25 protein-coding genes are annotated in these 20,897 nt (G+C 54.2%); 7 read left to right on the top strand and 18 right to left on the bottom strand.

What is annotated here, in order from left to right:
* Positions 1-51: 51 nt before the first annotated feature.
* Genes waaA through coaD form a run of 3 tightly spaced genes read left to right on the top strand, consistent with a single transcriptional unit; the run spans position 52 to position 2,591 of the window.
* The gene (gene waaA, locus HF675_RS00315; RefSeq protein ID WP_187043888.1) at positions 52-1,329 is read left to right on the top strand and encodes a lipid IV(A) 3-deoxy-D-manno-octulosonic acid transferase; all 1,278 of its coding nucleotides are present in this window, start codon (positions 52-54) and stop codon (positions 1,327-1,329) included.
* The gene (locus tag HF675_RS00310; protein ID WP_111737963.1) at positions 1,329-2,102 is read left to right on the top strand and encodes a glycosyltransferase family 2 protein; all 774 of its coding nucleotides are present in this window, start codon (positions 1,329-1,331) and stop codon (positions 2,100-2,102) included. Before waaA ends, HF675_RS00310 begins: the two co-directional genes overlap by 1 nt.
* Positions 2,103-2,105: 3 nt before the next feature.
* Positions 2,106-2,591: a pantetheine-phosphate adenylyltransferase gene (gene coaD / locus HF675_RS00305; RefSeq protein ID WP_105233087.1), complete on the top strand. Its 486-nt coding sequence runs from the start codon at positions 2,106-2,108 to the stop codon at positions 2,589-2,591.
* 3 nt (positions 2,592-2,594) lie between these two features.
* Here coaD and mutM read toward each other — a convergent pair whose 3' ends face one another.
* The 4 genes from mutM to radC all read right to left on the bottom strand — a co-directional run bounded on the left by mutM (position 2,595) and on the right by radC (position 4,940).
* Positions 2,595-3,404 (bottom strand): bifunctional DNA-formamidopyrimidine glycosylase/DNA-(apurinic or apyrimidinic site) lyase, encoded by an 810-nt coding sequence (gene mutM / locus HF675_RS00300; protein WP_111738126.1) that lies wholly within the window; start codon positions 3,402-3,404, stop codon positions 2,595-2,597.
* 168 nt (positions 3,405-3,572) lie between these two features.
* A complete protein-coding gene (gene rpmG / locus HF675_RS00295; protein ID WP_002442576.1) occupies positions 3,573-3,740 on the bottom strand; it encodes a 50S ribosomal protein L33 in 168 nt (55 codons plus the stop codon).
* A 16-nt stretch (positions 3,741-3,756) separates the two neighbouring features.
* On the bottom strand, positions 3,757-3,993 hold the full coding sequence (gene rpmB / locus HF675_RS00290; protein WP_015962363.1) for a 50S ribosomal protein L28: 237 nt from the start codon (positions 3,991-3,993) through the stop codon (positions 3,757-3,759).
* Positions 3,994-4,256: 263 nt separating this feature from the next.
* Positions 4,257-4,940: a DNA repair protein RadC gene (gene radC / locus HF675_RS00285; protein WP_187043887.1), complete on the bottom strand. Its 684-nt coding sequence runs from the start codon at positions 4,938-4,940 to the stop codon at positions 4,257-4,259.
* Between the two features lie 184 nt (positions 4,941-5,124).
* Here radC and coaBC point away from each other — a divergent pair, with 184 nt between their 5' ends.
* The 3 genes from coaBC (at position 5,125) to slmA (ending at position 7,657) form a co-directional block, all read left to right on the top strand.
* Entirely contained in the window at positions 5,125-6,339 is a 1,215-nt protein-coding gene (gene coaBC, locus HF675_RS00280) for a bifunctional phosphopantothenoylcysteine decarboxylase/phosphopantothenate--cysteine ligase CoaBC (protein ID WP_187043886.1), read from the top strand.
* Entirely contained in the window at positions 6,317-6,775 is a 459-nt protein-coding gene (gene dut, locus HF675_RS00275; RefSeq protein WP_105233089.1) for a dUTP diphosphatase, read from the top strand. Before coaBC ends, dut begins: the two co-directional genes overlap by 23 nt.
* A gap of 285 nt (positions 6,776-7,060) precedes the next feature.
* A complete protein-coding gene (gene slmA, locus HF675_RS00270) occupies positions 7,061-7,657 on the top strand; it encodes a nucleoid occlusion factor SlmA (protein WP_015962367.1) in 597 nt (198 codons plus the stop codon).
* A 46-nt stretch (positions 7,658-7,703) separates the two neighbouring features.
* On the opposite strand, the gene pyrE is transcribed toward slmA, so the two are convergent.
* Together pyrE and rph are read right to left on the bottom strand one after the other, a co-directional pair.
* On the bottom strand, positions 7,704-8,345 hold the full coding sequence (gene pyrE, locus HF675_RS00265; RefSeq protein ID WP_105233090.1) for an orotate phosphoribosyltransferase: 642 nt from the start codon (positions 8,343-8,345) through the stop codon (positions 7,704-7,706).
* A gap of 85 nt (positions 8,346-8,430) precedes the next feature.
* Positions 8,431-9,147 carry a ribonuclease PH gene (gene rph / locus HF675_RS00260; RefSeq protein ID WP_105233091.1) on the bottom strand — a complete coding sequence of 239 codons (717 nt, stop codon included), beginning with the start codon at positions 9,145-9,147 and terminating at the stop codon, positions 8,431-8,433.
* Positions 9,148-9,341: 194 nt separating this feature from the next.
* Between rph and HF675_RS00255 the strand changes: the two genes are divergently transcribed.
* On the top strand, positions 9,342-10,205 hold the full coding sequence (locus HF675_RS00255) for a YicC/YloC family endoribonuclease (protein WP_061321841.1): 864 nt from the start codon (positions 9,342-9,344) through the stop codon (positions 10,203-10,205).
* A gap of 116 nt (positions 10,206-10,321) precedes the next feature.
* Here the strand turns inward: HF675_RS00255 and HF675_RS00250 are convergent, their stop codons facing one another.
* From HF675_RS00250 to HF675_RS00195, 12 genes are all read right to left on the bottom strand, one after another.
* Complete coding sequence (locus HF675_RS00250) at positions 10,322-10,714, bottom strand: DUF4150 domain-containing protein (RefSeq protein WP_105233093.1); 393 nt, start codon at positions 10,712-10,714, stop codon at positions 10,322-10,324.
* A 9-nt stretch (positions 10,715-10,723) separates the two neighbouring features.
* Positions 10,724-11,329, bottom strand: coding sequence for a DUF3540 domain-containing protein (locus HF675_RS00245; protein ID WP_160029424.1), 606 nt, complete (start codon positions 11,327-11,329; stop codon positions 10,724-10,726).
* 15 nt (positions 11,330-11,344) lie between these two features.
* Positions 11,345-12,415, bottom strand: coding sequence for a pentapeptide repeat-containing protein (locus HF675_RS00240; protein ID WP_111737966.1), 1,071 nt, complete (start codon positions 12,413-12,415; stop codon positions 11,345-11,347).
* Positions 12,412-14,952 (bottom strand): DUF2169 domain-containing protein, encoded by a 2,541-nt coding sequence (locus HF675_RS00235; RefSeq protein WP_187043885.1) that lies wholly within the window; start codon positions 14,950-14,952, stop codon positions 12,412-12,414. Before HF675_RS00235 ends, HF675_RS00240 begins: the two co-directional genes overlap by 4 nt.
* 217 nt (positions 14,953-15,169) lie before the next feature.
* Complete coding sequence (locus tag HF675_RS23720) at positions 15,170-15,316, bottom strand: hypothetical protein (RefSeq protein ID WP_238404488.1); 147 nt, start codon at positions 15,314-15,316, stop codon at positions 15,170-15,172.
* Between the two features lie 239 nt (positions 15,317-15,555).
* Positions 15,556-15,942, bottom strand: a complete 387-nt coding sequence (locus HF675_RS00225; protein ID WP_187043884.1) for a DUF3592 domain-containing protein — start codon at positions 15,940-15,942, stop codon at positions 15,556-15,558.
* Between the two features lie 118 nt (positions 15,943-16,060).
* Complete coding sequence (locus HF675_RS00220) at positions 16,061-16,435, bottom strand: hypothetical protein (protein ID WP_111737969.1); 375 nt, start codon at positions 16,433-16,435, stop codon at positions 16,061-16,063.
* A 64-nt stretch (positions 16,436-16,499) separates the two neighbouring features.
* Positions 16,500-16,847, bottom strand: a complete 348-nt coding sequence (locus HF675_RS00215) for a hypothetical protein (protein ID WP_187043883.1) — start codon at positions 16,845-16,847, stop codon at positions 16,500-16,502.
* A gap of 91 nt (positions 16,848-16,938) precedes the next feature.
* Complete coding sequence (locus HF675_RS00210; protein WP_255427318.1) at positions 16,939-17,274, bottom strand: hypothetical protein; 336 nt, start codon at positions 17,272-17,274, stop codon at positions 16,939-16,941.
* A 142-nt stretch (positions 17,275-17,416) separates the two neighbouring features.
* Entirely contained in the window at positions 17,417-17,806 is a 390-nt protein-coding gene (locus HF675_RS00205; RefSeq protein ID WP_187043882.1) for a DUF3592 domain-containing protein, read from the bottom strand.
* A gap of 260 nt (positions 17,807-18,066) precedes the next feature.
* Complete coding sequence (locus tag HF675_RS00200; protein WP_099050061.1) at positions 18,067-18,447, bottom strand: hypothetical protein; 381 nt, start codon at positions 18,445-18,447, stop codon at positions 18,067-18,069.
* Between the two features lie 11 nt (positions 18,448-18,458).
* Positions 18,459-20,720, bottom strand: a complete 2,262-nt coding sequence (locus tag HF675_RS00195) for a type VI secretion system Vgr family protein (RefSeq protein WP_187043881.1) — start codon at positions 20,718-20,720, stop codon at positions 18,459-18,461.
* Between the last annotated feature and the right edge of the window lie 177 nt (positions 20,721-20,897).

Raw genomic sequence — 20,897 nt, 5'->3', positions numbered from 1 at the left:
CTGCCGATTATGGTACTATTCCGAATAACCCATAAAAATGAAATTGATAGAATGTTGCTGCGTTTATATCAGGTACTCCTCTACCTCATTCAGCCCCTGATCTGGCTTCGCTTATTGCTGCGCAGCCGCAAAGCGCCGGCCTACCGCAAGCGCTGGGCCGAACGCTATGGTTTCTGCGCCGGGAAAGTGGTTCCCGACGGCATCATGCTGCATTCCGTTTCCGTCGGCGAAACGCTCGCCGCCATTCCTTTGGTGCGCGCCCTGCGCCACCGCTACCCCTCTTTACCGATTACTGTGACCACAATGACCCCAACAGGTTCAGAGCGTGTCCAGTCCGCCTTTGGCAAAGATGTACATCACGTCTACCTCCCCTACGATCTGCCCGGTTCCATGAACCGTTTCCTCGACCAGGTTAATCCGAAGCTGGTCATCATCATGGAAACCGAACTGTGGCCAAACATGATCAACGCGCTGCATCAGCGCCAGATCCCGCTGGTGATCGCCAATGCGCGCCTTTCTGCCCGTTCCGCCGCCGGCTATAAAAAGATCGGCGGTTTTATGCGCGATATGCTGCGCCGCATTACGCTTATCGCCGCACAGAATCAGGAAGACGGCGACCGCTTTATCGAACTGGGACTGAAGCGCTCTCAATTAACCGTCACCGGCAGCCTGAAGTTTGATATTTCCGTTACCCCGGAGCTGGCTGCCCGGGCCGTTACGCTGCGCCGCCAATGGGCGCCGCGGCGTCCGGTATGGATAGCCACCAGCACGCATGAAGGGGAAGAGACCATCTTGCTGGCGGCGCACCGTAAGCTGCTGGAAAAACATCCCGACCTGCTGCTGATTCTGGTGCCGCGCCACCCGGAACGCTTCCAGACCGCCAAAGATTTAACGCAAAAGGCCGGCTTCAGCTACACCACCCGCAGCAGCGGCGAAATTCCCTCCAGCAGCACCCAGGTGGTGATCGGCGATACCATGGGCGAACTGATGCTGCTGTACGGCATTGCCGATCTGGCCTTCGTCGGCGGCAGCCTGGTGGAGCGTGGCGGGCATAACCCGCTGGAAGCCGCAGCGCATGCCATTCCGGTGCTGATGGGCCCGCATACCTTTAACTTTAAGGATATTTGCGGCAAGCTCTCCCAGTCTGAAGGGTTGATTACCGTCACCGATACCGATTCTCTGGTTAAAGAAGTGGATACGCTGCTGACCGACGAGGATTATCGCCGCTACTACGGCCGTCACGCCGTTGAAGTGCTGTATCAGAACCAAGGCGCGCTGCAACGCCTGCTGCATCTGCTGGAGCCTTATCTGCCGCCCCGGAGCCACTGATGGAAAACCGCAAAAGCCTGTCGGTCGTGATGATCGCCAAAAATGAAGCCGCGCTGCTGCCGGATTGTCTGCAGTCGGTCAACTGGGCGGATGAGGTCATCGTACTGGACTCCGGCAGCCAGGATGATACGGCGGCCATTGCCGAAAGCCTTGGCGCCAAAGTCTTCATCAACCGTAACTGGCAAGGCTTCGGCAAACAGCGCCAGCTCGCGCAAAGCTACGCCAGCTGCGATTACGTGTTGATGATCGATGCCGACGAACGTGTTACGCCAGAATTGCGCCGCGCCATCGAACAGGTGCTGAACGCCGCGGATGACGACCAGATTTACAGCCTGGGACGGCGTAATCTGTTTCTTGGCCGTTTCATGCGCCATAGCGGCTGGTATCCAGACCGCGTCAATCGTCTGTATGCGCGTGAACGCTACCGCTATAACGACGACCTGGTGCACGAGTCGCTCGATACGCACGGCGCGCGCATCGTACCGTTACAGGGCGATTTATTGCATCTGACCTGCCGCGACTTCTTTACCTTCCAGCGCAAACAGCTGCACTACGCACAGGAGTGGGCCAACCAGCGCCACGCCGCCGGCAAACGTTGTGGTTACCTCTCCATACTCACCCATACGCTTGGCGCCTTCTGCAAGACCTGGCTGCTGCGCGCCGGCTTTCTTGACGGTAAACAGGGGTTGCTGTTAGCCGTGGTTAACGCGCAATATACCTTCAACAAGTACGCCGCACTGTGGGCGTTGGGCCGCAACTACTCAGAGAAGTAAATCATGACCCGTAAAGCCATCTACCCCGGAACTTTCGATCCCATGACCAACGGCCACCTGGATCTGGTGACCCGGGCGTCAATGATGTTCGATCGCGTGATTCTGGCCATTGCCGCCAGTCCGAGCAAAAAACCGTTGTTTACGCTGGATGAGCGCGTCGAACTGGCGACGCAGGTAACCGCGCATCTGGATAACGTGGAAGTCTTAGGCTTCAGCGAGCTGATGGCGCATTTTGCCGAACATCAAAACGCCAATATTCTGGTGCGCGGGCTGCGGGCGGTATCGGATTTCGAATATGAATTACAGCTGGCCAATATGAACCGCCACCTGATGCCCCAGTTGGAAAGCGTCTTCCTGATGCCGTCAGAAGAGTGGTCGTTTATCTCCTCTTCGCTGGTCAAAGAGGTGGCGCGCCACGGCGGCGACATCTCTCCATTCCTGCCGGATGTCGTCACCAAGGCACTGCTGGAAAAGCTGGCGTCCAACTAATCCTTAATGCTGGCAGCCGCGGCAAAAGAAGGTGCTGCGCTGCCCGTGCTTCGCGCTCTCAATCGGCGTACCGCACACGCGGCAAGGCTCGCCGGTGCGTCCGTAAACCTGTAATTCCTGTGCAAAATATCCCGGTTTCCCGTCCGATTGCAGAAAATCACGCAGCGTGGTTCCGCCCTGTTCAATCGAGCGCTGCAACACGGCCTTGATTGTTTTCGCCAGCAGTTCGGCCTCTGGCAAACTCAAAGATCCTGCGGGACGGTCAGGAAGGATCCCGGCGGTAAACAGCGACTCGCTGGCATAGATATTTCCAACGCCTACCACCAGCTTGTTGTCCATCAGCCAGGGTTTAATCAGCGTGCGCTTATTGCGTGACTTATCAAACAGGTATTGGCCGTCAAAGGCATCGCCAAGCGGTTCCGGCCCCAGGTGAGCCAACACGTTACTGGTTGCCAGGTCTTCACACCACAACCAGGCGCCAAAGCGACGCGGGTCGGTATAGCGCAGAATCATACCGTTGCTCATCACCAGATCGACGTGGTCATGCTTGCCGGCTTCGACCTCTTCCGCCAGCACACGCAGGCTGCCCGACATGCCGAGGTGCACAATAATCCAGCCGACATCCAGTTCAATCAGCAGGTATTTGGCGCGACGCTGGACGCTGCGCACCGGCCGATCGCTTAACGCCAGGATCTGCTCAGAGACCGGCCAGCGTAAACGCGCATTGCGCACCACCGCATACTGGATGCTGTGCCCGACAAGATACGGTTCAATACCGCGGCGACTGGTTTCAACTTCTGGTAATTCTGGCACGGCGCGCTCCTCTCGCATTCGGTTGCCCTACGACGTCCAGATTACTGCCTGGCGGCGGCTCTGTGAATCCCCGCAGCAGAACAGCGGCTGACGCACGGCCAAATACGGAGGGCAAAAAGCAAAAAACCCGGCCGAAGCCGGGTTTTACTTAATCCACTAAACTAAGAATTACTTAATTTTAGCTTCTTTGTAGACTACGTGCTGACGGACAACTGGATCGAATTTCTTCAGTTCCAGTTTTTCCGGCTTAGTACGCTTGTTCTTCGTGGTGGTATAGAAGTGACCAGTACCAGCAGAAGAAACCAGCTTGATCTTCTCGCGAACACCTTTAGCCATGATTCAGTTCCTTTCCTTAATACTTCTCACCACGGGCACGCAGATCGGCCAGAACCGTCTCAATACCCTTCTTATCAATAATACGCATACCTTTAGCAGATACACGCAGAGTTACAAAGCGCTTCTCAGCCTCAACCCAAAAACGGTGTGAGTGCAGGTTTGGCAGAAAACGGCGTTTGGTCGCGTTCATTGCGTGGGAACGGTTGTTACCGCTCACCGGGCGCTTGCCAGTAACTTGGCAGACTCGGGACATGTCTATTCTCCAAAAATCAAATCAGCTCGAGCTTCGTATAGGGTATGGCCGCCTCGTCAGGCTTTAGAGCCCATCTCAGCAAACTTCATACTGAGGAGACTCTCGTCATCAGGTCAGAAACCACACATCAGGTCAGAAACCTGCTGAGATAGGCTCTTAACGCCAAACCCAAGATTCTCAAAGGTGGCGTAGTATACGCTCTGAAGCGTAAGTGCTCAAGTCCCGAACAGCTAAAGATCCCTCAAGGATCGCGAAATTTTTTCCTAAAGCCAGCCGCGCTCGGCAAAAGAGACGCATTCGCCCCGGCCGATAACCAGATGATCGAGCACCCGGATCTCCAATAATTGGCAGGCATTGACGATTTGTTCGGTGATTTGGCGGTCGGCCAGGCTGGGTTCAGCCCGCCCCGAGGGGTGATTATGCGCCAAAATAATGGCGGCAGCATTCGCTTTTAAGGCTTCGCGCACGATTTCCCGCGGGTGAACCACCACGCTGCTGATGCTGCCCGCAAACATTTCCTGATGGCAGAGCACCCGGTGCTGGTTATCCAGCAACAACACTAAAAAAACCTCCCGTTCTCGATGCGTCAGCAGACTTTGCAGATAATTGCGGGTGACCTGCGGGTTCAGCAGCGCGTCCTCCTGCGTCAACCGGCTGGAAAAGCAGCGAAACGCCAGTTCCGACGTGGCGCTCAGCTGGCTGTATGTGGCATCCCCCACGCCCTTCTGAGCGCACAGCTGGGCATAATCCGCCGACACCAGCCGATGCAGCGAGCCAAACTGCCGCAGCAGCTGTTCCGCACGCGACATAACGTGTACGCCGGGAAAACCGGTACGCAAAAAAATCGCCAGCAGTTCAACATCCGAAAGTGCCGCCGCGCCGTCGCGCAGCAATTTTTCCCTTGGCGCCAGCTCACCCGGCCACGGCGCCAGACCGTGATTATTCATGATTCGTCCTCCCTGAGCTGGCTATCATGCCATGCGATGCCGGGGTTAACGACGGCTGCCGGATAAGCTTGCGATGCACCGCGCAAAGCTCAATGTAACGACCACCAGGTTATGCAGAAACGCTCATCCGCGCGGCGAGTATGCTAAAATGGCGCATCTTTCGGTTTTCAATCGGACAATGACGATGACGGGACTTTCCGGCAAACATATCGTACTGGGCATCAGCGGCGGCATCGCCGCGTATAAATGCCCGGAGCTGGTGCGCCGCCTGCGCGACAGGGGCGCCGAAGTACGCGTAGTGATGACCCAGGCTGCGCAGTCGTTCATTACCCCGCTGACGCTGCAGGCGGTTTCCGGCTATCCGGTGTCGGACGATCTGCTGGATCCCGCCGCAGAGGCCGCCATGGGCCATATCGAGCTGGGCAAGTGGGCCGATCTGGTGATTCTGGCGCCGGCAACGGCGGATTTGCTGGCGCGCGTCGCCGCCGGCATGGCCAACGACCTGCTCACCACCCTGTGCCTGGCGACCGCCGCCCCCATCGCCGCCGCACCGGCGATGAACCAACAGATGTACCGCGCCGCGGCGACGCAGGCTAACCTGCGCACCCTGCAGGCGCGCGGCATGCTGATGTGGGGGCCGGACAGCGGCAGCCAGGCCTGCGGCGACGTCGGTCCGGGACGCATGCTCGACCCGCTGGAGCTGGTCGACCTGGCGAACCGCCACTTCTCAACGCCGCAGGACCTCACGCACCTTAAGCTGATGGTCACCGCCGGCCCGACGCGCGAGGCGCTGGATCCGGTACGCTTTATCAGCAACCACAGCTCGGGCAAAATGGGCTTTGCCATTGCCGCCGCAGCCGCAGCGCGCGGCGCGCAGGTGACGCTGATCGCCGGGCCGGTGGATCAGCCGACCCCGCCGTCGGTAACGCGTATTGACGTCACCAGCGCGCTGGAGATGGAGCAGGCCGTGCAGCAGCGGGCGGCTCAGCAGGATATTTTCGTCTCCTGCGCCGCGGTGGCGGATTACCGCCCGGCACAGGTGGCCGATGAAAAAATTAAAAAACAGGGTGATGACATCACCATCAAGATGGTAAAAAACCCCGACATTGTCGCCGGCGTTGCCGCCATGAACAAAAACCGACCGTTTGTCGTTGGGTTTGCTGCCGAAACCCAGAATGTGGAAGAATACGCGCGACAAAAACTGGCGCGTAAGAAACTGGATGTAATCTGCGCCAACGATGTATCGCTTGCAGGGCAGGGTTTCAACAGTGACACCAATGCCTTACACCTTTTTTGGCAGGATGGGGAAAAGCGCCTGGCGCTTAGCGATAAAGCTCTCCTTGGCCAACGTTTAATAGACGAGATAGTCAGCCGTTATGATGAAAAAAATCGACGTTAAGATTCTCGACCCGCGTATCGGTCAAGATTTTCCATTACCGACCTACGCCACGCCGGGTTCTGCGGGCCTCGATCTGCGCGCCTGCCTGGACGCTGCGGTCGAGCTGGCGCCGGGGGAAACCACCCTGCTGCCGACCGGTCTGGCCATTCACATCGCTGACGCCAACCTGGCGGCGGTGATCCTGCCGCGCTCCGGCTTGGGCCATAAGCACGGCGTCGTGCTGGGCAATCTGGTCGGCCTGATCGACTCCGACTATCAGGGGCAACTGATGGTTTCCGTGTGGAACCGCGGGCAAAAGACGTTCACCATCGAGCCGGGCGAACGCATCGCGCAGATGGTCTTCGTACCGGTGGTGCAGGCGGAATTCAACCTGGTCGAAGAATTCGACAGCAGCGAACGCGGCGAGGGCGGCTTCGGCCACTCGGGTCGCCAATAAGCAATACCGCATTAGGATGGCCGGCAGGGAAGCCGCCTGAAACACCGTATTCCGGAGGCATGGAGACCTCAGCAACGGGTTTCCCGGCTGCCGACAAGGCTCTGCGCGTCATACCATGAGGCGCATAACCGCCGCAGGCCAGGCAATGCGAAGAAAACCGGTCGTAAAGACCGCTGACCCCACACCGTAAAAAAGCTATCACATAAGCCGCACAGAATAGCTTCTGGCGCGGCCGGTGCCGGGTTTCCAAAAGTCCAAGCCGTTTTAGCAAGGGTCTAATCAGACATGGCAGAAAAAGAAAATACCAAAAGGAATCGGCGCGAGGAGATACTGCAGGCGTTAGCCCAGATGCTGGAATCCAGCGACGGCAGCCAGCGCATCACCACGGCAAAACTGGCTGCGAATGTCGGTGTCTCTGAAGCCGCGCTGTACCGGCATTTTCCCAGCAAGACGCGGATGTTCGACAGCCTGATCGAGTTTATCGAAGACAGCCTGATCACGCGTATCAACCTGATCCTGCAGGATGAAAAAGAGACCTTCAGCCGCCTGCGGCTGATTCTGCTGCTCGTCCTCAGCTTTGCCGAGCGCAACCCGGGGTTAACGCGGATTATGACCGGCCATGCGCTGATGTTTGAACAGGATCGCCTGCAGGGTCGGATTAACCAGCTGTTTGAACGCATCGAAGCGCAACTGCGCCAGGTGTTGAAAGAGCGCAAGCTGCGGGAAGGGAAAGGTTTTATCGTGGATGAAACCATGCTGGCCAGCCAGCTGCTGGCATTCTGCGAAGGCATGCTGTCACGCTATGTGCGTTCCGAATTCCGCTACCGCCCAACGGAAGAGTTTGAAGGACGCTGGCCGCTGCTGGCGGCGCAGTTACAGTAAGATAACGCCGGGCATGCCCGGCGTTATTATATCGTCAGCCGCGCGATTAAATGCCGTACTGTTCGCGGTAAGCGCGCACCGCCGCCAGATGCTCCGCCATTTCCGGCTTTTCTGCCAAATAGGCGATCAGATCCTGCAACGTGACGATAGAGATGACCTTGCAGTGATAATCGCGCTCCACTTCCTGAATCGCTGACACTTCGCCACGGCCGCGCTCCTGGCGGTCGAGGGAAATCAGCACACCGGCCAGGCTGGCGCCGCTGGCGTTGATAATCTCCATAGACTCACGAATAGCGGTACCGGCGGTGATCACATCATCCACCAGCATCACGCGCCCCTGCAACGGGCTGCCGACCAACGAGCCGCCTTCGCCGTGGGTTTTCGCCTCTTTACGGTTGAAGCAGTAAGGCACGTCGCGATCGTGATGTTCGGCCAGCGCGACGGCGGTGGTGGTGGCGATCGGAATGCCTTTATACGCCGGGCCAAACAGCAAATCGAAATCAATGCCGGCATCCACCAGCGCCTCAGCATAAAAACGCCCTAACAGCGCAAGGTCGCGCCCGGTATTGAACAGGCCGGCGTTGAAGAAATACGGGCTGGTGCGGCCGGATTTCAGGGTGAATTCGCCGAACTTCAATACCTGCTTGTTAAGCGCAAACTCGATAAACCGGCGCTGATAGGCTTTCATGACTGCTTCTCCTCGTCTTGATACTGATTCATACTGCGCCCGATCGCCGGGCGTAAAAAAGGCGACTTTTCAGTCGCCTTAAAAATTATTCTGCCAGCGCCGCTTTCTGCGCCTGGAAAATAGTGTCGATGCCCCCTCGGGCCAGCGCCAGCAACGCCAGCAGCTCATCATGGCTGAACGGCTCGCCTTCTGCGGTGCCCTGCACCTCGATCATGCGGCCATCCTCCATCATCACCACGTTCATATCGGTTTCCGCTGCGGAATCTTCCACATATTCCAGATCGCAGACCGGCTCGCCGCCCACGATGCCGACAGAAACGGCGGCCACCATGCCTTTCATCGGGTTAGCCTTCAGCTTGCCGGCGGCAACCAGCGCATTGAGCGCGTCGGCCAGCGCCACGCAGGCGCCGGTAATCGAGGCGGTGCGGGTGCCGCCATCCGCCTGCAGCACGTCGCAGTCGAGCGTAATGGTGAACTCGCCCAGTTTTTTCAGATCGACCGCCGCACGCAGCGAACGGGCGATCAACCGCTGAATCTCCAGCGTGCGTCCGCCCTGCTTGCCTTTCGCCGCTTCACGGGCGTTGCGGCTGTGGGTCGAACGCGGCAGCATGCCGTATTCTGCAGTGATCCAGCCTTGCCCCTGGCCTTTCAGAAAGCGCGGTACGCCATCTTCAACCGTGGCGGTGCACAGAACTTTGGTATCGCCAAACTCAACCAGCACTGAACCTTCAGCGTGTTTCGTGTAGTGACGGGTGAGTGTCAGGGGGCGAACTTGTTGTGGTGCTCTGCCAGCTGGACGCATGGGGCTTTCTCCGACGTTAAATCATCATTGGCTGCGCATTATACCCAAAATATCGCCAGTTGCAGCAACGTGACGAGATAACCGCCCAAAGTGCCCGCCGCGCGGCGATCTTGTCGCATCGTGACGTTATGCCTATCTTGCCCGCGGCGGCAACGCTATAATCGAACCATCATTTCTTAATTCGGGTACGCATAATGATCCGCAGCATGACCGCCTACGCCCGGCGTGAAATCAAGGGTGAATGGGGCAGCGCAGCTTGGGAGCTGCGTTCCGTTAACCAACGTTACCTGGAAACCTATATCCGCCTGCCGGAGCAGTTCCGCAGCCTGGAGCCGGTGGTTCGCGAACGCATCCGCGGCCGCCTGACGCGCGGTAAAGTGGAGTGCAACCTGCGCTTTGAGCTGGATCCCAGCGCGCAAAGCTCGCTGATTCTGAACGAAAAGCTGGCCAAACAGCTGGTGGAAGCCGCCAACTGGGTGAAAATGCAAAGCGACGAAGGGGAAATCAACCCGATCGACGTGCTGCGCTGGCCGGGCGTGATGTCCGCACAGGAGCAGGATCTGGACGCCATCAGCGCACAGCTGCTGCAGGCATTGGACGGTGCGCTGGATGACTTTATCGCCGCGCGGGAAAGCGAAGGCACCGCGTTGAAAGCGCTGATCGAACAGCGCCTGGACGCCGTCGGCGAAGAAGTAGTCAAGGTGCGCGCGCAGATGCCGAATATTCTGCAATGGCAGCGGGAGCGCCTGGTCAGCAAGCTGGAAGAAGCGCAGGTGCAGCTGGAAAATACCCGTCTTGAGCAGGAACTGGTGCTGATGGCGCAGCGTATCGACGTGGCCGAAGAGCTGGACCGCCTGGAGGCGCACGTTAAAGAAACGCGCAACATCCTGAAGAAAAAAGAGGCCGTGGGCCGTCGCCTCGACTTTATGATGCAGGAGTTCAACCGCGAATCGAACACGCTGGCCTCTAAATCCATCAATGCCGACGTCACCACCTCCGCGATTGAGCTGAAGGTGCTGATCGAGCAAATGCGCGAGCAGATTCAGAATATCGAGTAATACCGCCAACCACCGGCATGGCTCCAGACATATGATTAACACGAAAACGGCTTCCGCTGGCGGAAGCCGTTTTTTTTATGTCGCTACGCGACGATCGGCCATGATTTTCACGGCGCTTACGGCGCCAGCATCAAGACCTTAAACTGGCTGGGCACAATACGCATCCCCACCGTATTGGTGGAGTTCTGCAAGGATACGCTGGTCAGGCGGGTGGCCGGCGTGCCCTTAAGCAGGACGGTAAACGAGCCGGTCAGGTGGCGCGACGGCCCCATCACCGTGCCGGACGCCACGCCGGTGGCGACGCCCGCATTATCGCCATTGGTCAGCGGCGTCACCGTCGCCATATTGTGGGCCGGCATGCCCATAAACAGAATATTCAGCGCGTTGGGGATCGCCGTCGGCCCCAGCGCGATATCCGGGTAAGGCACCGGCGTCGGTGCGGGCATCGGCGTCAGGCACACGTCCGGGAAGGCCAGATCGACGCCCATCATTTGACAGTTGGCAAACATCGCGGCTCCTTAGCCCATATGGATCTGTTCAGAATCGACTTTGGTGATCGCCTTGGAGGTAATCACCGTGTTGTGCGCGTGCAGACGCGCGTAATCATCGGCCCGGATATCCACCTGCCCGGCCCGCACCTGCTCGGTATTGCGGGTATGACGGAACAGGTTCTGACTGACCTGGGTCACCGTCTGCCATACCGATTCGGCGCGCTTGCCGACCATACGGGTCAGGCTGACCCAGGCGGAAAGCTTATCGCCGCTGTAGTTCATCTCGCCGATATGGCAGTCCCCTTGCTGCGCCTCCACCTTCAGGGTGACGCCGCTCAGGCTTAACTCTCCGGCGCTGCGGATATGCAGATCCCCCGGCAGCGACAGCTCGGCGCTGCCTTCATCGGCCCGCTCCAGCACCGCCAGCAGCCACGCCTTGTCCGCCGCGCCGGCGATCAGCACGCTGTCCCCGACCGCCGGGGCAATCAGACAGCTTGCCGCCCGGCGGCAGTGCCAGCCGCGGCCTTCGCACTCCACCATCAGGCTGCCGTCGGCAAAACAGTGGGTTACCCGGCCAGCGGCCTGCAGCGGCGGCAGCGCCGCCTGAGCCAGTTTATGATTGATATTGTTCATCACCTCTCCTTAACCTCAACCTCGGCTGTGGCGCTGGGCGCTCCAGGCTTCGGCGGCCAGTAATTCTTCATCGTATTCCAGCATCCCTCTGCGATTTGGGATGTGCGCGCCGTCCTGGCGGGCACGGTGAAAGCGGGTTCGGGAAAAACGGACGTCGGTAAAATCCGCCTGACGCAGATCGGCGCCGGAAAAGTCGCTATAGGTCAGATCGCAGAAGCGGAAACGGGTCCCCACGGCAATCGCCTGCTGCAAAATGCTCTGAAACAGCCGGCTCTGACTGAAATCGGCGCCGCTCAGCAGCGCATTGACCATAATCGCCTGATCGAACTGGCTGCCCTGACACTGAGCGCCGCTCAGGTCGGCCTCCATAAACAGCGCCTGACGGGCGTCGACCTGTCGCAGGTTCGCCCGCTGCAGCGAAGCGCCTTTAAAATTGCACTGGGTCAGCTGCGCGCCGCTGAAATCCGCCTCGTCAAGGCGGTTATCAGTAAACTGGCAGCCGGTAAACTGCTGGCGGGCATAGCTTTTATTCCGCTGGTCGCATTCAAAGAACACCACCCGCTCGAAGCTGGCGCCGCCGAAATCGACGCCGCGCAAATCGATACCGTAAAAGGTGGTCATCAGCAGCCGACACTGGGAAAACTGCGCCTTATCCAGCGGCGTTTCAAAGAAGGTGCTGCGATCCAGCGCGCTGCGGCTAAAACGGCTTTGCTGCAGCTCGCAGCGCATAAACTGGGTGGTATCAAACTGGCCGTCAGAAAAGTCGCCGGCCGTCAGCACACATTCGTTAAAGACGCACTCGCGCAGCGCCGTACTGGCTGCCCGGAGGTTTGCCATGCCGCACTGGTTAAACACCGTCTGCGCCAGCTGCGCCCCATCGGCCTGAACATCGTTCAGCTCGCACTCGGTAAACACCGCTTCATGCAGGTTGGCGCCGCGCAGATCGGCACCGTTTAGCGAGACTTCCTGAAAGATACCGCCAGACAGGTCGCAGTTGCGCAGATCGAGCCCATCCAGCACCAGCTCGCTAATTGCTTCGCCGCCTTTCACCCGCTGCTGTAAATCTGTTGCGCTAAGATGGCTCATACTGTCTCCCCGTCACGGCCCGGCAACGTTTTAACCCGTTTGGTCCAGGCGCCGTTCAGGCTGGTTTCACTGTCGGTAATGGCCTGCGAGAGATCGGCCCGGAACAGATTGGCGCCGTTAAAACAGGTACCGCCCAGCAGGCTTTTTTGCAAAATCGCCCCCATCAGGTTGGCGTCGCTGAAGTCGGCCTGGCGGAAATCGCTGCGCACAAACAAACTACCCACTAAATTAGCCCGGGTAAAGTCTGCGCCCTGGCAGCAGGCTTCGCTGAGATCGCTGTTTTCCAGCTTCGCCAGCGTGAAACGAGCGCCGCGCAGCGCCGTCTGGCGCAGGTTGCACTGCTTCAGGGTGGCGTTGCTAAAGTCTGCGCCGCTCAGCACGCTTTCCGATGCCGCCGCACAGGTCACCAGCGTCGCGCCGTCAAACCGCGCCTGCTCGGCGTGGCTCTCCACCCAGGAACAGCTTTCAAGGCTGGCGCCGCTGAAACAGGCCGCCTCCAGCGTGGTTTTCATAAAGGTGGTTTTATGCAGCCGGGCCGAACTGAAATCGGGCGCCGGCAGCGTCAGCTCCATAAAGACGCAGCCCTCCAGCCGCGCCCGTCGGAAACGGCAGCGGGTCAGCCAGGTTTCACGCAGCAGCAGGCCATCCAGAACGGCATCGTCAAAAATACAGTCGTCGAACAGCGTCTGCTGCAGCTGGGTTTCTTTAAAACGCGCGCCGCTGAAATCGCTGTGGCAACACTGGGCCAGCGCCAGGCTGGCACTCTCCAGATCGCATTCCCGCAGCGAGCTGTGATGCAGTTCGCAGCGCGCCAGCATCGCCTCGCGCAAGCAGGCGCCATCCAGCCGGCTGTGGCTGAGGTCGGCACACTCCAGCAACGCCCGACTGAAGTTGGCGCCGCGCAAATCCATACCGGAAAGGTCCGCGCCGGTCAGATCCATACCGCTGAAATCGCCCCCCTGTGCCAGGGTGCGCTGTACGCGGTCGCGAATGATCTGCGCCAGGTCGCCCTTCAGACGCCGGGCCGGCGGCTGGCTCTGTACCGACATCAGGTACATCTGGTGCAACGCCGCCTGACTCTGCGCCAGCTTCTTCTCGCTGATGGCATCCTTATTCTGGTGCAGCATATCCTGCATACGCTGCATCGATTCCGGCCCCCGGGGGCCGTTTTCATCCTCTGCAGCCTCGGGGAAGCGGGCCTCCATCTCGCGCTTGCGCTCTTCGGCTTCGAGACGCTGCGCTTCCGCCTGCTGTTCAAGCTTGTCGATAAACTCCGGCAGTTCGTCCAGCGGCGGGATCTCCGGCTCTTCGAACTCTGGCAGCAGGTCATCTACGCTGTCGCCCTGAGCCTCCAGCCGTGCCCGATGCTGTTCACGTAACAGGTTGGCGCGATTCTTCATATTGTCGCGCATCGGGCTGGGGCTCTGCTCCACTTCACTGTCGATCCAGGGGCCGATGGCGGCTTCCGGCACCAGGTCCTTTTCCCGGAAGGCAAACAGCGCGCCGCGCTCTTTATCCATTCGCTGGCTCAGCACCTTGCGATAGTGGCTGGCCGAACGGGCGGCGCCAACGTTCTCCAGAGCGGGCATCAGCTGCAGCACATCAGCGGCGTCATCTTCATTGATGCGGGTATTGCCCTGCCAAATAAGGATCATCTGCTGCAGATGCGGGAAGAACCAGACGGTGGTGGCGCGCAGCGCGATTTCTTCGAATAACGTCTCATCGCCGCGCTGGCGGTTGATAAAGCAACGGGCCTGCCACGGCGGCAGCGTGCCCTCCTGCAGCGGCTGTTCCGGATGCATATTCCAGATGCGCCAGCGCGCCTGAGGAGGCAGCGCATCACGCTCCTGCCACCACTGATCGGGCGAGGCGGCGTTAAACACCCGCCAGTCGATATCCCGGGCAAAGCCGGGGAAGTCCTGCTGCAGCCAACGGGCATCATATTTTTTACCCATGCGCTTAAAGCGTCGCGGCCACAGCAGATCCAGCGCGCCAAAACCCGCCGGTTCCGGCTGCTGACCGGCGGCGGTGATGCGCTCTTGCATTGATTCGATATTGGGCAACGGACGCAGCTGATAGCCACCGACTGCCACCGGATGCAGACCAACGCCGTGAGGGTTTTCATCATGGCCTTCACCGCCCCAGGCGCGGCTCCAGTCCAGCCGCATCTGTTCAAAGGGCTGCGGCGGCGTTGGCCGATCCCCGGCCCAGTAGCGATCGCCATATACCGCCAGGGTTTTGCTCAGACCTTCTATCTCGATACGCGCCGCAACGGCGGTTTTATCCGACTGGTGATGGCTGTAGGCATAACCCGTGGCCAGAAACTCCGCCCGGGCTTTGGGGATCGCCATATCAATCACCCCGCCGCTGGTCTGCAGCTCGCTGGCCGCCAGCTGCCACAGCTCCACTTCCGGCCGCAGCTGCGGCGCCTCCCCCATATCCGCCAGCGCCATCACCGAAACGCCAAGGTGGTTATGGCCCTGCCAGCGATAAGGGCGATTTAATACGCTAAGGCGCAGGGGTTTGATAATTTTCATAGGAGGAGTTCACCATGGCCAAAATAATCATCCGCTAATCGTTTGCATGGAGAATATCATTCTCAAGGTGATAAGTTAACAGAAAAACCATGCGCGACATTCCACTATATAAAAATAAAGTTACCGTCATATTAAACTTGGATTATCCATTAACGCGAACGACCAATATCTCATTACCCTTTCTAAAAAATCAGAGTAAAACCATTGATAAATAACATCAATGGCTAACAATAACGGGTTTTCCAGCGTTATCTTTAATAAAAACAAAATCATTTTTACCATTAGCCTTGGCCTGATATACCAATCCAAGTTGATAAGCCGAAAGCGCAATCAGCAACACGGTTTCCCGGTGTTTTTCCAACATCCACACTTCTTTTTTTCAGGATTCTCCAACTGCAAATCCATCTCAACAACAGGGTTATTATTTATGAATACGTCGCTTTGCTTTAGCGAAAGGATAGTCACGTAAACGTCTGCTCCCCGTTCAGTCATCACCTGTTCACGTTGGCGGTTTCTTTTGACGATCCGGTTGGCAAAATAATAGCACACCAAGATAATCACAAAGGTTAATATTACATTGGCGACTTCCAGTATGGATATCATTTAATCCCCGAGAATTAACGGCTTATCATACAACGCAATTTTATGCGGCTTTGCAGGATCATACTTTATCGTGGCTATATAGCCTTCCTTAAGAAATCCGATCTCTTTAAAAGTTAATGGCTTCATTATTGTGCTTTCAACGAGCTCATTGTCTTTTGTTTTAAATCGGAACGTAAGTTTATAAACAGGTTTACCACCATCCCAACTACTTGTTTGAACTGTATTAACAATTTCCGCATCTGTAGCCACACCATATTTTAAAACTGCATCCTGAGAAAAACCATCCTTTAAATATGGTAAAAAATTCGTATAGAGGAACCGTGCCATGGGGAAAACGCCGAAAACCAGCGCGATTATTACCATTGTTATAATAAACGCATTACTCATTCGCCCCCCTATTTTTATAACACATCACACTAGTGGTGAAATTTAAAAAACAATTAAAACATTAGACTAATTAATACCCCTACCTCAACTGGAGTAATACTCACTCGAAGATTCACCCCTAATTAAATTCTATTCCAACAACCGCTAATTTACCTTTACCACCTTTTTTTACCTTTATATTTAATCCTTTTTTAATCATATGTATCTGACTTGGTTGAATCAATGCTTTTGCTGTGTATAACTTAGTTTCACCATTAAGATAAAAACTGATATCATAAAAGAAATCATTGCCATACTTAGCATTCGTTTGCTGCCAAGATTCAATTCTTGAATCTAAAATATCGCCTTGCCAGCGGTCACTTGATAAATAAACCTTCAATTCACCAAGATCAGTCCTATCTTTTTTATCAAGAAAATAAAAAAAAGCAACTGCAGCAATAGATAAAGCAATCCCACCGTACATAAAATACTTTGAATAATCTTCCAGAGCCATTAAAACCCTCTATTTCTAAGTAATAATAAAAAAGAGAATACTCTGGCACAGAGTGGAATCATTATCACTCCATATCGCCAGGAACCAAGTAAATTTTTTTAGGATTTCCAGGTAGATAGTACAAAGTAACCGTGTTATTTCTCATGATTTTCACCATATCTTCTGGTGTGAAGAAACGTTTAGCATGAGTTATAACAATGCCATTATTAGTTGGAAACTCTAACTCTACATAGAACTTCATGTTCCCCGTCCCAGACGCTCCAATGTTTTTTTTATTAATAATTTTTGCTTCTACCTTTACACCTTCCTTCCTGTATTTTTTATCATCACTTCCAGATTTAAATATAATATATACAACCCACCCAATAAGCAAAATGCTAAAAATTGTAGCCCATAGCACTGAGTCAGTCATTTATAACTCCTATGGTATATATTTATCCCCACGACATTTAAATTTATTATTCTTCGTTACTCAACTTATTATTCAAACATCAGGATATTCATTATCTCTTTAAACTTGCGTGATAGTAATCGATTTTACTATATTTTGGATTGACACGATAATATACAATGGGTATTTCCTTACCAACATAATAATTATCAAGGTCCGTAGTGTCGATATTTAGCGTCTGATTATCTTTAGTATAATTAATATTGTTGGCAGAAAATGTGTAAGTCATAACTATATCCAATTTCCCAAGATCATTTGGTGCCCTAGGAAAATACTTTACGATATGCGCCACAGAATAAACAGGATCTTTTTTATCATCAAATGCAAAATATAACCTTGCAAAAAATAAATGATGAGAAATATTAATATCGCAAAAAACGCCCCCCATCCAAAAAATTCTGAAAATACCCCCATCATGTTCCTCACACTATTATATTAATTGTTTTTATAAAATATGTTAAGGGAGATAAAGTTTATAATAACATATACTATTGATAGATATAAGGCCAAATACTCACTTCACGTATTGATTAGTTATCACCTAATATTAGGGGCTTATCAAACAATGCTATTCTCTTCGGATTTTTTGGATCATACTTTATTGTTGTTCCATTACCGGGAGAAAACCGCTCTATCTCTTCAAAAGAAAGCGCTTTTGTTAGACTCGACTCAACTTCTACATTATCCATAGTTTTAAACCTAAACGTTAATTTATATATAGGCTTATTCCCCCCCCAATAACTTGTTTGGCTGGATGAAATAATATCGGCGTTAACTGCAAGGCCATTTTTTATAACATCGCTTTGCATTGCTCCATTTTTAAACTGGGGAATAACATCACAATATAAAAAACGCCCAATAGAAAATACAGCAACAACACCTAATAAAACCTTAAATATTGTGCTTACCATATCCCACATAGCCTATCCTATAAAATCAGAGTTAGTAAAATCTGACTTAGATTAATATTACTATGATAAATAAAATTTTAAGCCTAGTAGAATTCCCAGCAACTCCTCCAGTTCCACCAATAAGGTGATTATTACCCTGCCAGCGTTAATATGCCAAGATGCAGGGTTTGATAATTTTCAAGATATAGCCTTTCATTTACGATAAACTTGCGGCTATATGATTTTGTCTAACCTTTATTAGTAATAATATAAAAATTGAAATTTTTATTTCACTCAAAATCAATACCAATAACTGCTATTTTTTTTGGAGGAACCCCTTGATACTTTATTGTTAGATTCAATCCTTTCTTTAACTTACTTGCTTCTGACACCTTGACAACTGCCGCAGCATTATATTTTTTTGTACCACCATCTAAATCGCACTCAAAAGTAAACGAATAGAAATAATCAATATTGTGTTTTGCCTGTAACTGTTTCCACGAGACCAATTTAGCAGAGGCCACATCTCCATTCCATAAGTTTTGGCTACTCCAGTTTTTTATCTCCTCCTGTCCTTCTTTATTTACTTTAATCCCTTTAAAAGAGACAAACACAATAATTATTGCAACTATCCAAACAGCCATAGATGCATACTCTGAGATAAAACTCACATATCCTCCTTTCATATAAAAATATGTATTGCACTAAGAGCAACGTTCTGCAATGAATTTTCTATTCGACTAAGAGATCGTACATAATTCATAGGTTCAGTAACTACACTAGTTAGAGATGTCGATATAGTCAGGGGAGTCCAACTGATTGCAGATCCATTTAATGAGACACTAACCCCCGTTACAGCTGCATTTACCGATTTAAACGAAGTATGATCCTTTATAAACTCATTAACTTTGCTAGATTTTATTTCTTTATTTTTATCATTATGAACAAAGTCCGGTGTATCTATAAAAACTTTAGAAGTACTACTTATTTTTATTAGATTAGGACTAGAGATATGTATTTCACCATTAGTAACATCCTGCGTCCAGTCACCACCATTGACATTAACGGTTAACCCACCATCAGTAATGGTTTCCGTCTTGCCACCAGCTTTGATATTAGTGACCTGCCCACTATCAAAATCCTGCGTGATCTTGCCGGTTACATGATGTGTTTCATCGCCAGTAATGGTGGTATCACGCTTATCTTTAACCTTGACCAAATCACCGCCACTGGTGATTTCGAGATCGCGGCCATTGGTGATCGTCGTTTTTTCACCGTCTTTAAAGGTTTTCGTTTCCTTTTTATCCACCGTCGTGGTGCGGGTAGCGTGATAATTAAAGACCGCATCCCCCGTTACGTCATCCTTCTGCTCTTTAAGAATGGTGGTGGTGCGAGTACCATCGATCGTCACATCTTTATTATTCTCTACCGAAACCCGCATATCTTTTTCCGCATGCATCGACAGCATTTCGGCACCGGGTTTGTCTTCGAAATAGAGATGGCTGGAATTATCAAGATGCCCGTCTTTACTGCGGGTCATAAAGCCCATCTGGGTGGCCGCTGCCGGCAGCGCCCACGGCGGCATGCTGGCTTCGTTATATACCCTGCCCGTCACGATGGGGCGGTCCGGATCGCCGTTGATAAAATCGATCACCACTTCGTCGCCAACGCGCGGGATCTGCACGCCGCCAAACCCCTGACCAGCCCAGGCGCTGGAAACACGCACCCAGCCCGAACTGGTGTCATCGCCATTCGCCAGACGGTCCCAGTGGAACTTCACCTTCACCCGGCCGTATTTATCGGTCCAGATGGATTCGCCCTGCGGCCCTACCACCTTCGCGGTCTGCGGACCGTAGGTACGCGGCCAAGGCGTCGCCTGCTCCGGGCGGAATACGACGGAGGATGGGATCACCGAAAAGTCCAGCCGGTGAACGCTTCCCCCGTCGCTGCCGCTGGCGTAGCGGTTCTCTTCAAACTGGTAGTGCACCGCCGTGGTCAGATACTCGCCGTTATCGCTGAAAAACGGCGCGTTCAGCAGTGCAAAAGTATATCCCGGCGCCAGCCCAACGGCGGTGCCTGTTCCCTGTATCTGCTGGTGATCCACCTGCCAGCGCTCCTGACGGATGCGGGCATAGAACTCGCCGTGGCCGTGTTCCACGTAGCGCCCCGGCCAGTCGTAAACGTCGATGCTGCCCGGTGATGGCGAGGCCGGATTCTGGCGCGCCTGGAACAGCCAGGCGTTGGGCTTGCGGAAGTCGTAGTCGTCCAGGCTGTAGATGCCCGGTGTGACGCTGTCTTCCAGCGCCCACTGACTGATGCCTTCTTCGTCGGTACTGCCGCCGGAAGGCGTGACATGGTAGGGAATGCTCTCGTAACCGCTGAACGGCTGTTGCTGCTGCGGCGCATCCGTCAGCATCAGGGTGTGTTTGTCCGCCTCATGGCTGAAGTGATAGGTAATGCCCTCCAGCTCCATCAAACGGCTGATAAACGCCAGGCTGCTCTCCTGGTACTGCACGCAGTATTCCCAGGGGCGATAGCTGCCCGTCAGCCGATCTTCAACATTCACCTGGCTTTCGCCCAGCAGGCTCTTCACTATCTGCGGCACTGTCTGACCCTGGAAGATACGCAGGTTACGGTCACGCTTCATCGGCCACAGATCCGGTTCCATGGTCAGGCGATACTCCGCGTAGCGGGTACCGGACAGCTCCACCGCACTTACCGCCACTCGGGTTACTTTGCCGTTCAGGTAGCGTTTGCCCATCAGGGAACGCGTCGGGATGGTCACCGTAATCGGCTGCCCCAGCAGGCTGCTGCGATCGATGCGCGCATCCGTGCTCAGCAGCGTTACGCTCAGTTCGAACGGCTCCGATAACGCCTCGCGCCCGGAGAGTTTCCAGAAAAGCAGCCCGGGAACGGGTAGCTGGACGGTAATACGATCTAACATGACGGAAGTCCTTTGCCTGACAACGTTAATGCGATAGTGAAGAATCGTCTTTATATCAGGATAGGCCACGATAGTGAAATATAGAATCAGAATATGATGAATATCATCACGTTTATTTATAACATTATAAAGATCGGGTGTTTTGCTCCGCGTAGCTATCCATATCATAAGCCAATA

Source organism: Serratia sp. JUb9, assembly GCF_014298095.1.
Classification (GTDB): domain Bacteria; phylum Pseudomonadota; class Gammaproteobacteria; order Enterobacterales; family Enterobacteriaceae; genus Serratia_B; species Serratia_B rhizosphaerae.
Note: the sequence above shows the minus strand (reverse complement) of the source record. Positions and strands in the feature narration are given on the sequence as shown.

Excerpts from the sequence above, each read along its gene's own strand:
- radC (WP_187043887.1), bottom strand. The coding sequence starts at position 4,940 with ATGAATAATCACGGTCTGGCGCCGTGGCCGGGTGAGCTGGCGCCAAGG.
- waaA (WP_187043888.1), top strand. The coding sequence starts at position 52 with ATGTTGCTGCGTTTATATCAGGTACTCCTCTACCTCATTCAGCCCCTG.
- coaBC (WP_187043886.1), top strand. The coding sequence starts at position 5,125 with ATGACGGGACTTTCCGGCAAACATATCGTACTGGGCATCAGCGGCGGC.
- HF675_RS23720 (WP_238404488.1), bottom strand. The coding sequence starts at position 15,316 with ATGTTGGAAAAACACCGGGAAACCGTGTTGCTGATTGCGCTTTCGGCT.
- slmA (WP_015962367.1), top strand. The coding sequence starts at position 7,061 with ATGGCAGAAAAAGAAAATACCAAAAGGAATCGGCGCGAGGAGATACTG.
- dut (WP_105233089.1), top strand. The coding sequence starts at position 6,317 with ATGATGAAAAAAATCGACGTTAAGATTCTCGACCCGCGTATCGGTCAA.
- HF675_RS00245 (WP_160029424.1), bottom strand. The coding sequence starts at position 11,329 with ATGAACAATATCAATCATAAACTGGCTCAGGCGGCGCTGCCGCCGCTG.
- HF675_RS00205 (WP_187043882.1), bottom strand. The coding sequence starts at position 17,806 with ATGTGGGATATGGTAAGCACAATATTTAAGGTTTTATTAGGTGTTGTT.
- HF675_RS00195 (WP_187043881.1), bottom strand. The coding sequence starts at position 20,720 with ATGTTAGATCGTATTACCGTCCAGCTACCCGTTCCCGGGCTGCTTTTC.
- HF675_RS00215 (WP_187043883.1), bottom strand. The coding sequence starts at position 16,847 with ATGACTGACTCAGTGCTATGGGCTACAATTTTTAGCATTTTGCTTATT.
- HF675_RS00310 (WP_111737963.1), top strand. The coding sequence starts at position 1,329 with ATGGAAAACCGCAAAAGCCTGTCGGTCGTGATGATCGCCAAAAATGAA.
- pyrE (WP_105233090.1), bottom strand. The coding sequence starts at position 8,345 with ATGAAAGCCTATCAGCGCCGGTTTATCGAGTTTGCGCTTAACAAGCAG.
- rpmG (WP_002442576.1), bottom strand. The coding sequence starts at position 3,740 with ATGGCTAAAGGTGTTCGCGAGAAGATCAAGCTGGTTTCTTCTGCTGGT.
- HF675_RS00250 (WP_105233093.1), bottom strand. The coding sequence starts at position 10,714 with ATGTTTGCCAACTGTCAAATGATGGGCGTCGATCTGGCCTTCCCGGAC.
- rpmB (WP_015962363.1), bottom strand. The coding sequence starts at position 3,993 with ATGTCCCGAGTCTGCCAAGTTACTGGCAAGCGCCCGGTGAGCGGTAAC.
- rph (WP_105233091.1), bottom strand. The coding sequence starts at position 9,147 with ATGCGTCCAGCTGGCAGAGCACCACAACAAGTTCGCCCCCTGACACTC.
- HF675_RS00255 (WP_061321841.1), top strand. The coding sequence starts at position 9,342 with ATGATCCGCAGCATGACCGCCTACGCCCGGCGTGAAATCAAGGGTGAA.
- HF675_RS00225 (WP_187043884.1), bottom strand. The coding sequence starts at position 15,942 with ATGAGTAATGCGTTTATTATAACAATGGTAATAATCGCGCTGGTTTTC.
- HF675_RS00235 (WP_187043885.1), bottom strand. The coding sequence starts at position 14,952 with ATGAAAATTATCAAACCCCTGCGCCTTAGCGTATTAAATCGCCCTTAT.
- coaD (WP_105233087.1), top strand. The coding sequence starts at position 2,106 with ATGACCCGTAAAGCCATCTACCCCGGAACTTTCGATCCCATGACCAAC.
- HF675_RS00240 (WP_111737966.1), bottom strand. The coding sequence starts at position 12,415 with ATGAGCCATCTTAGCGCAACAGATTTACAGCAGCGGGTGAAAGGCGGC.
- HF675_RS00210 (WP_255427318.1), bottom strand. The coding sequence starts at position 17,274 with ATGGGGGGCGTTTTTTGCGATATTAATATTTCTCATCATTTATTTTTT.
- HF675_RS00220 (WP_111737969.1), bottom strand. The coding sequence starts at position 16,435 with ATGGCTCTGGAAGATTATTCAAAGTATTTTATGTACGGTGGGATTGCT.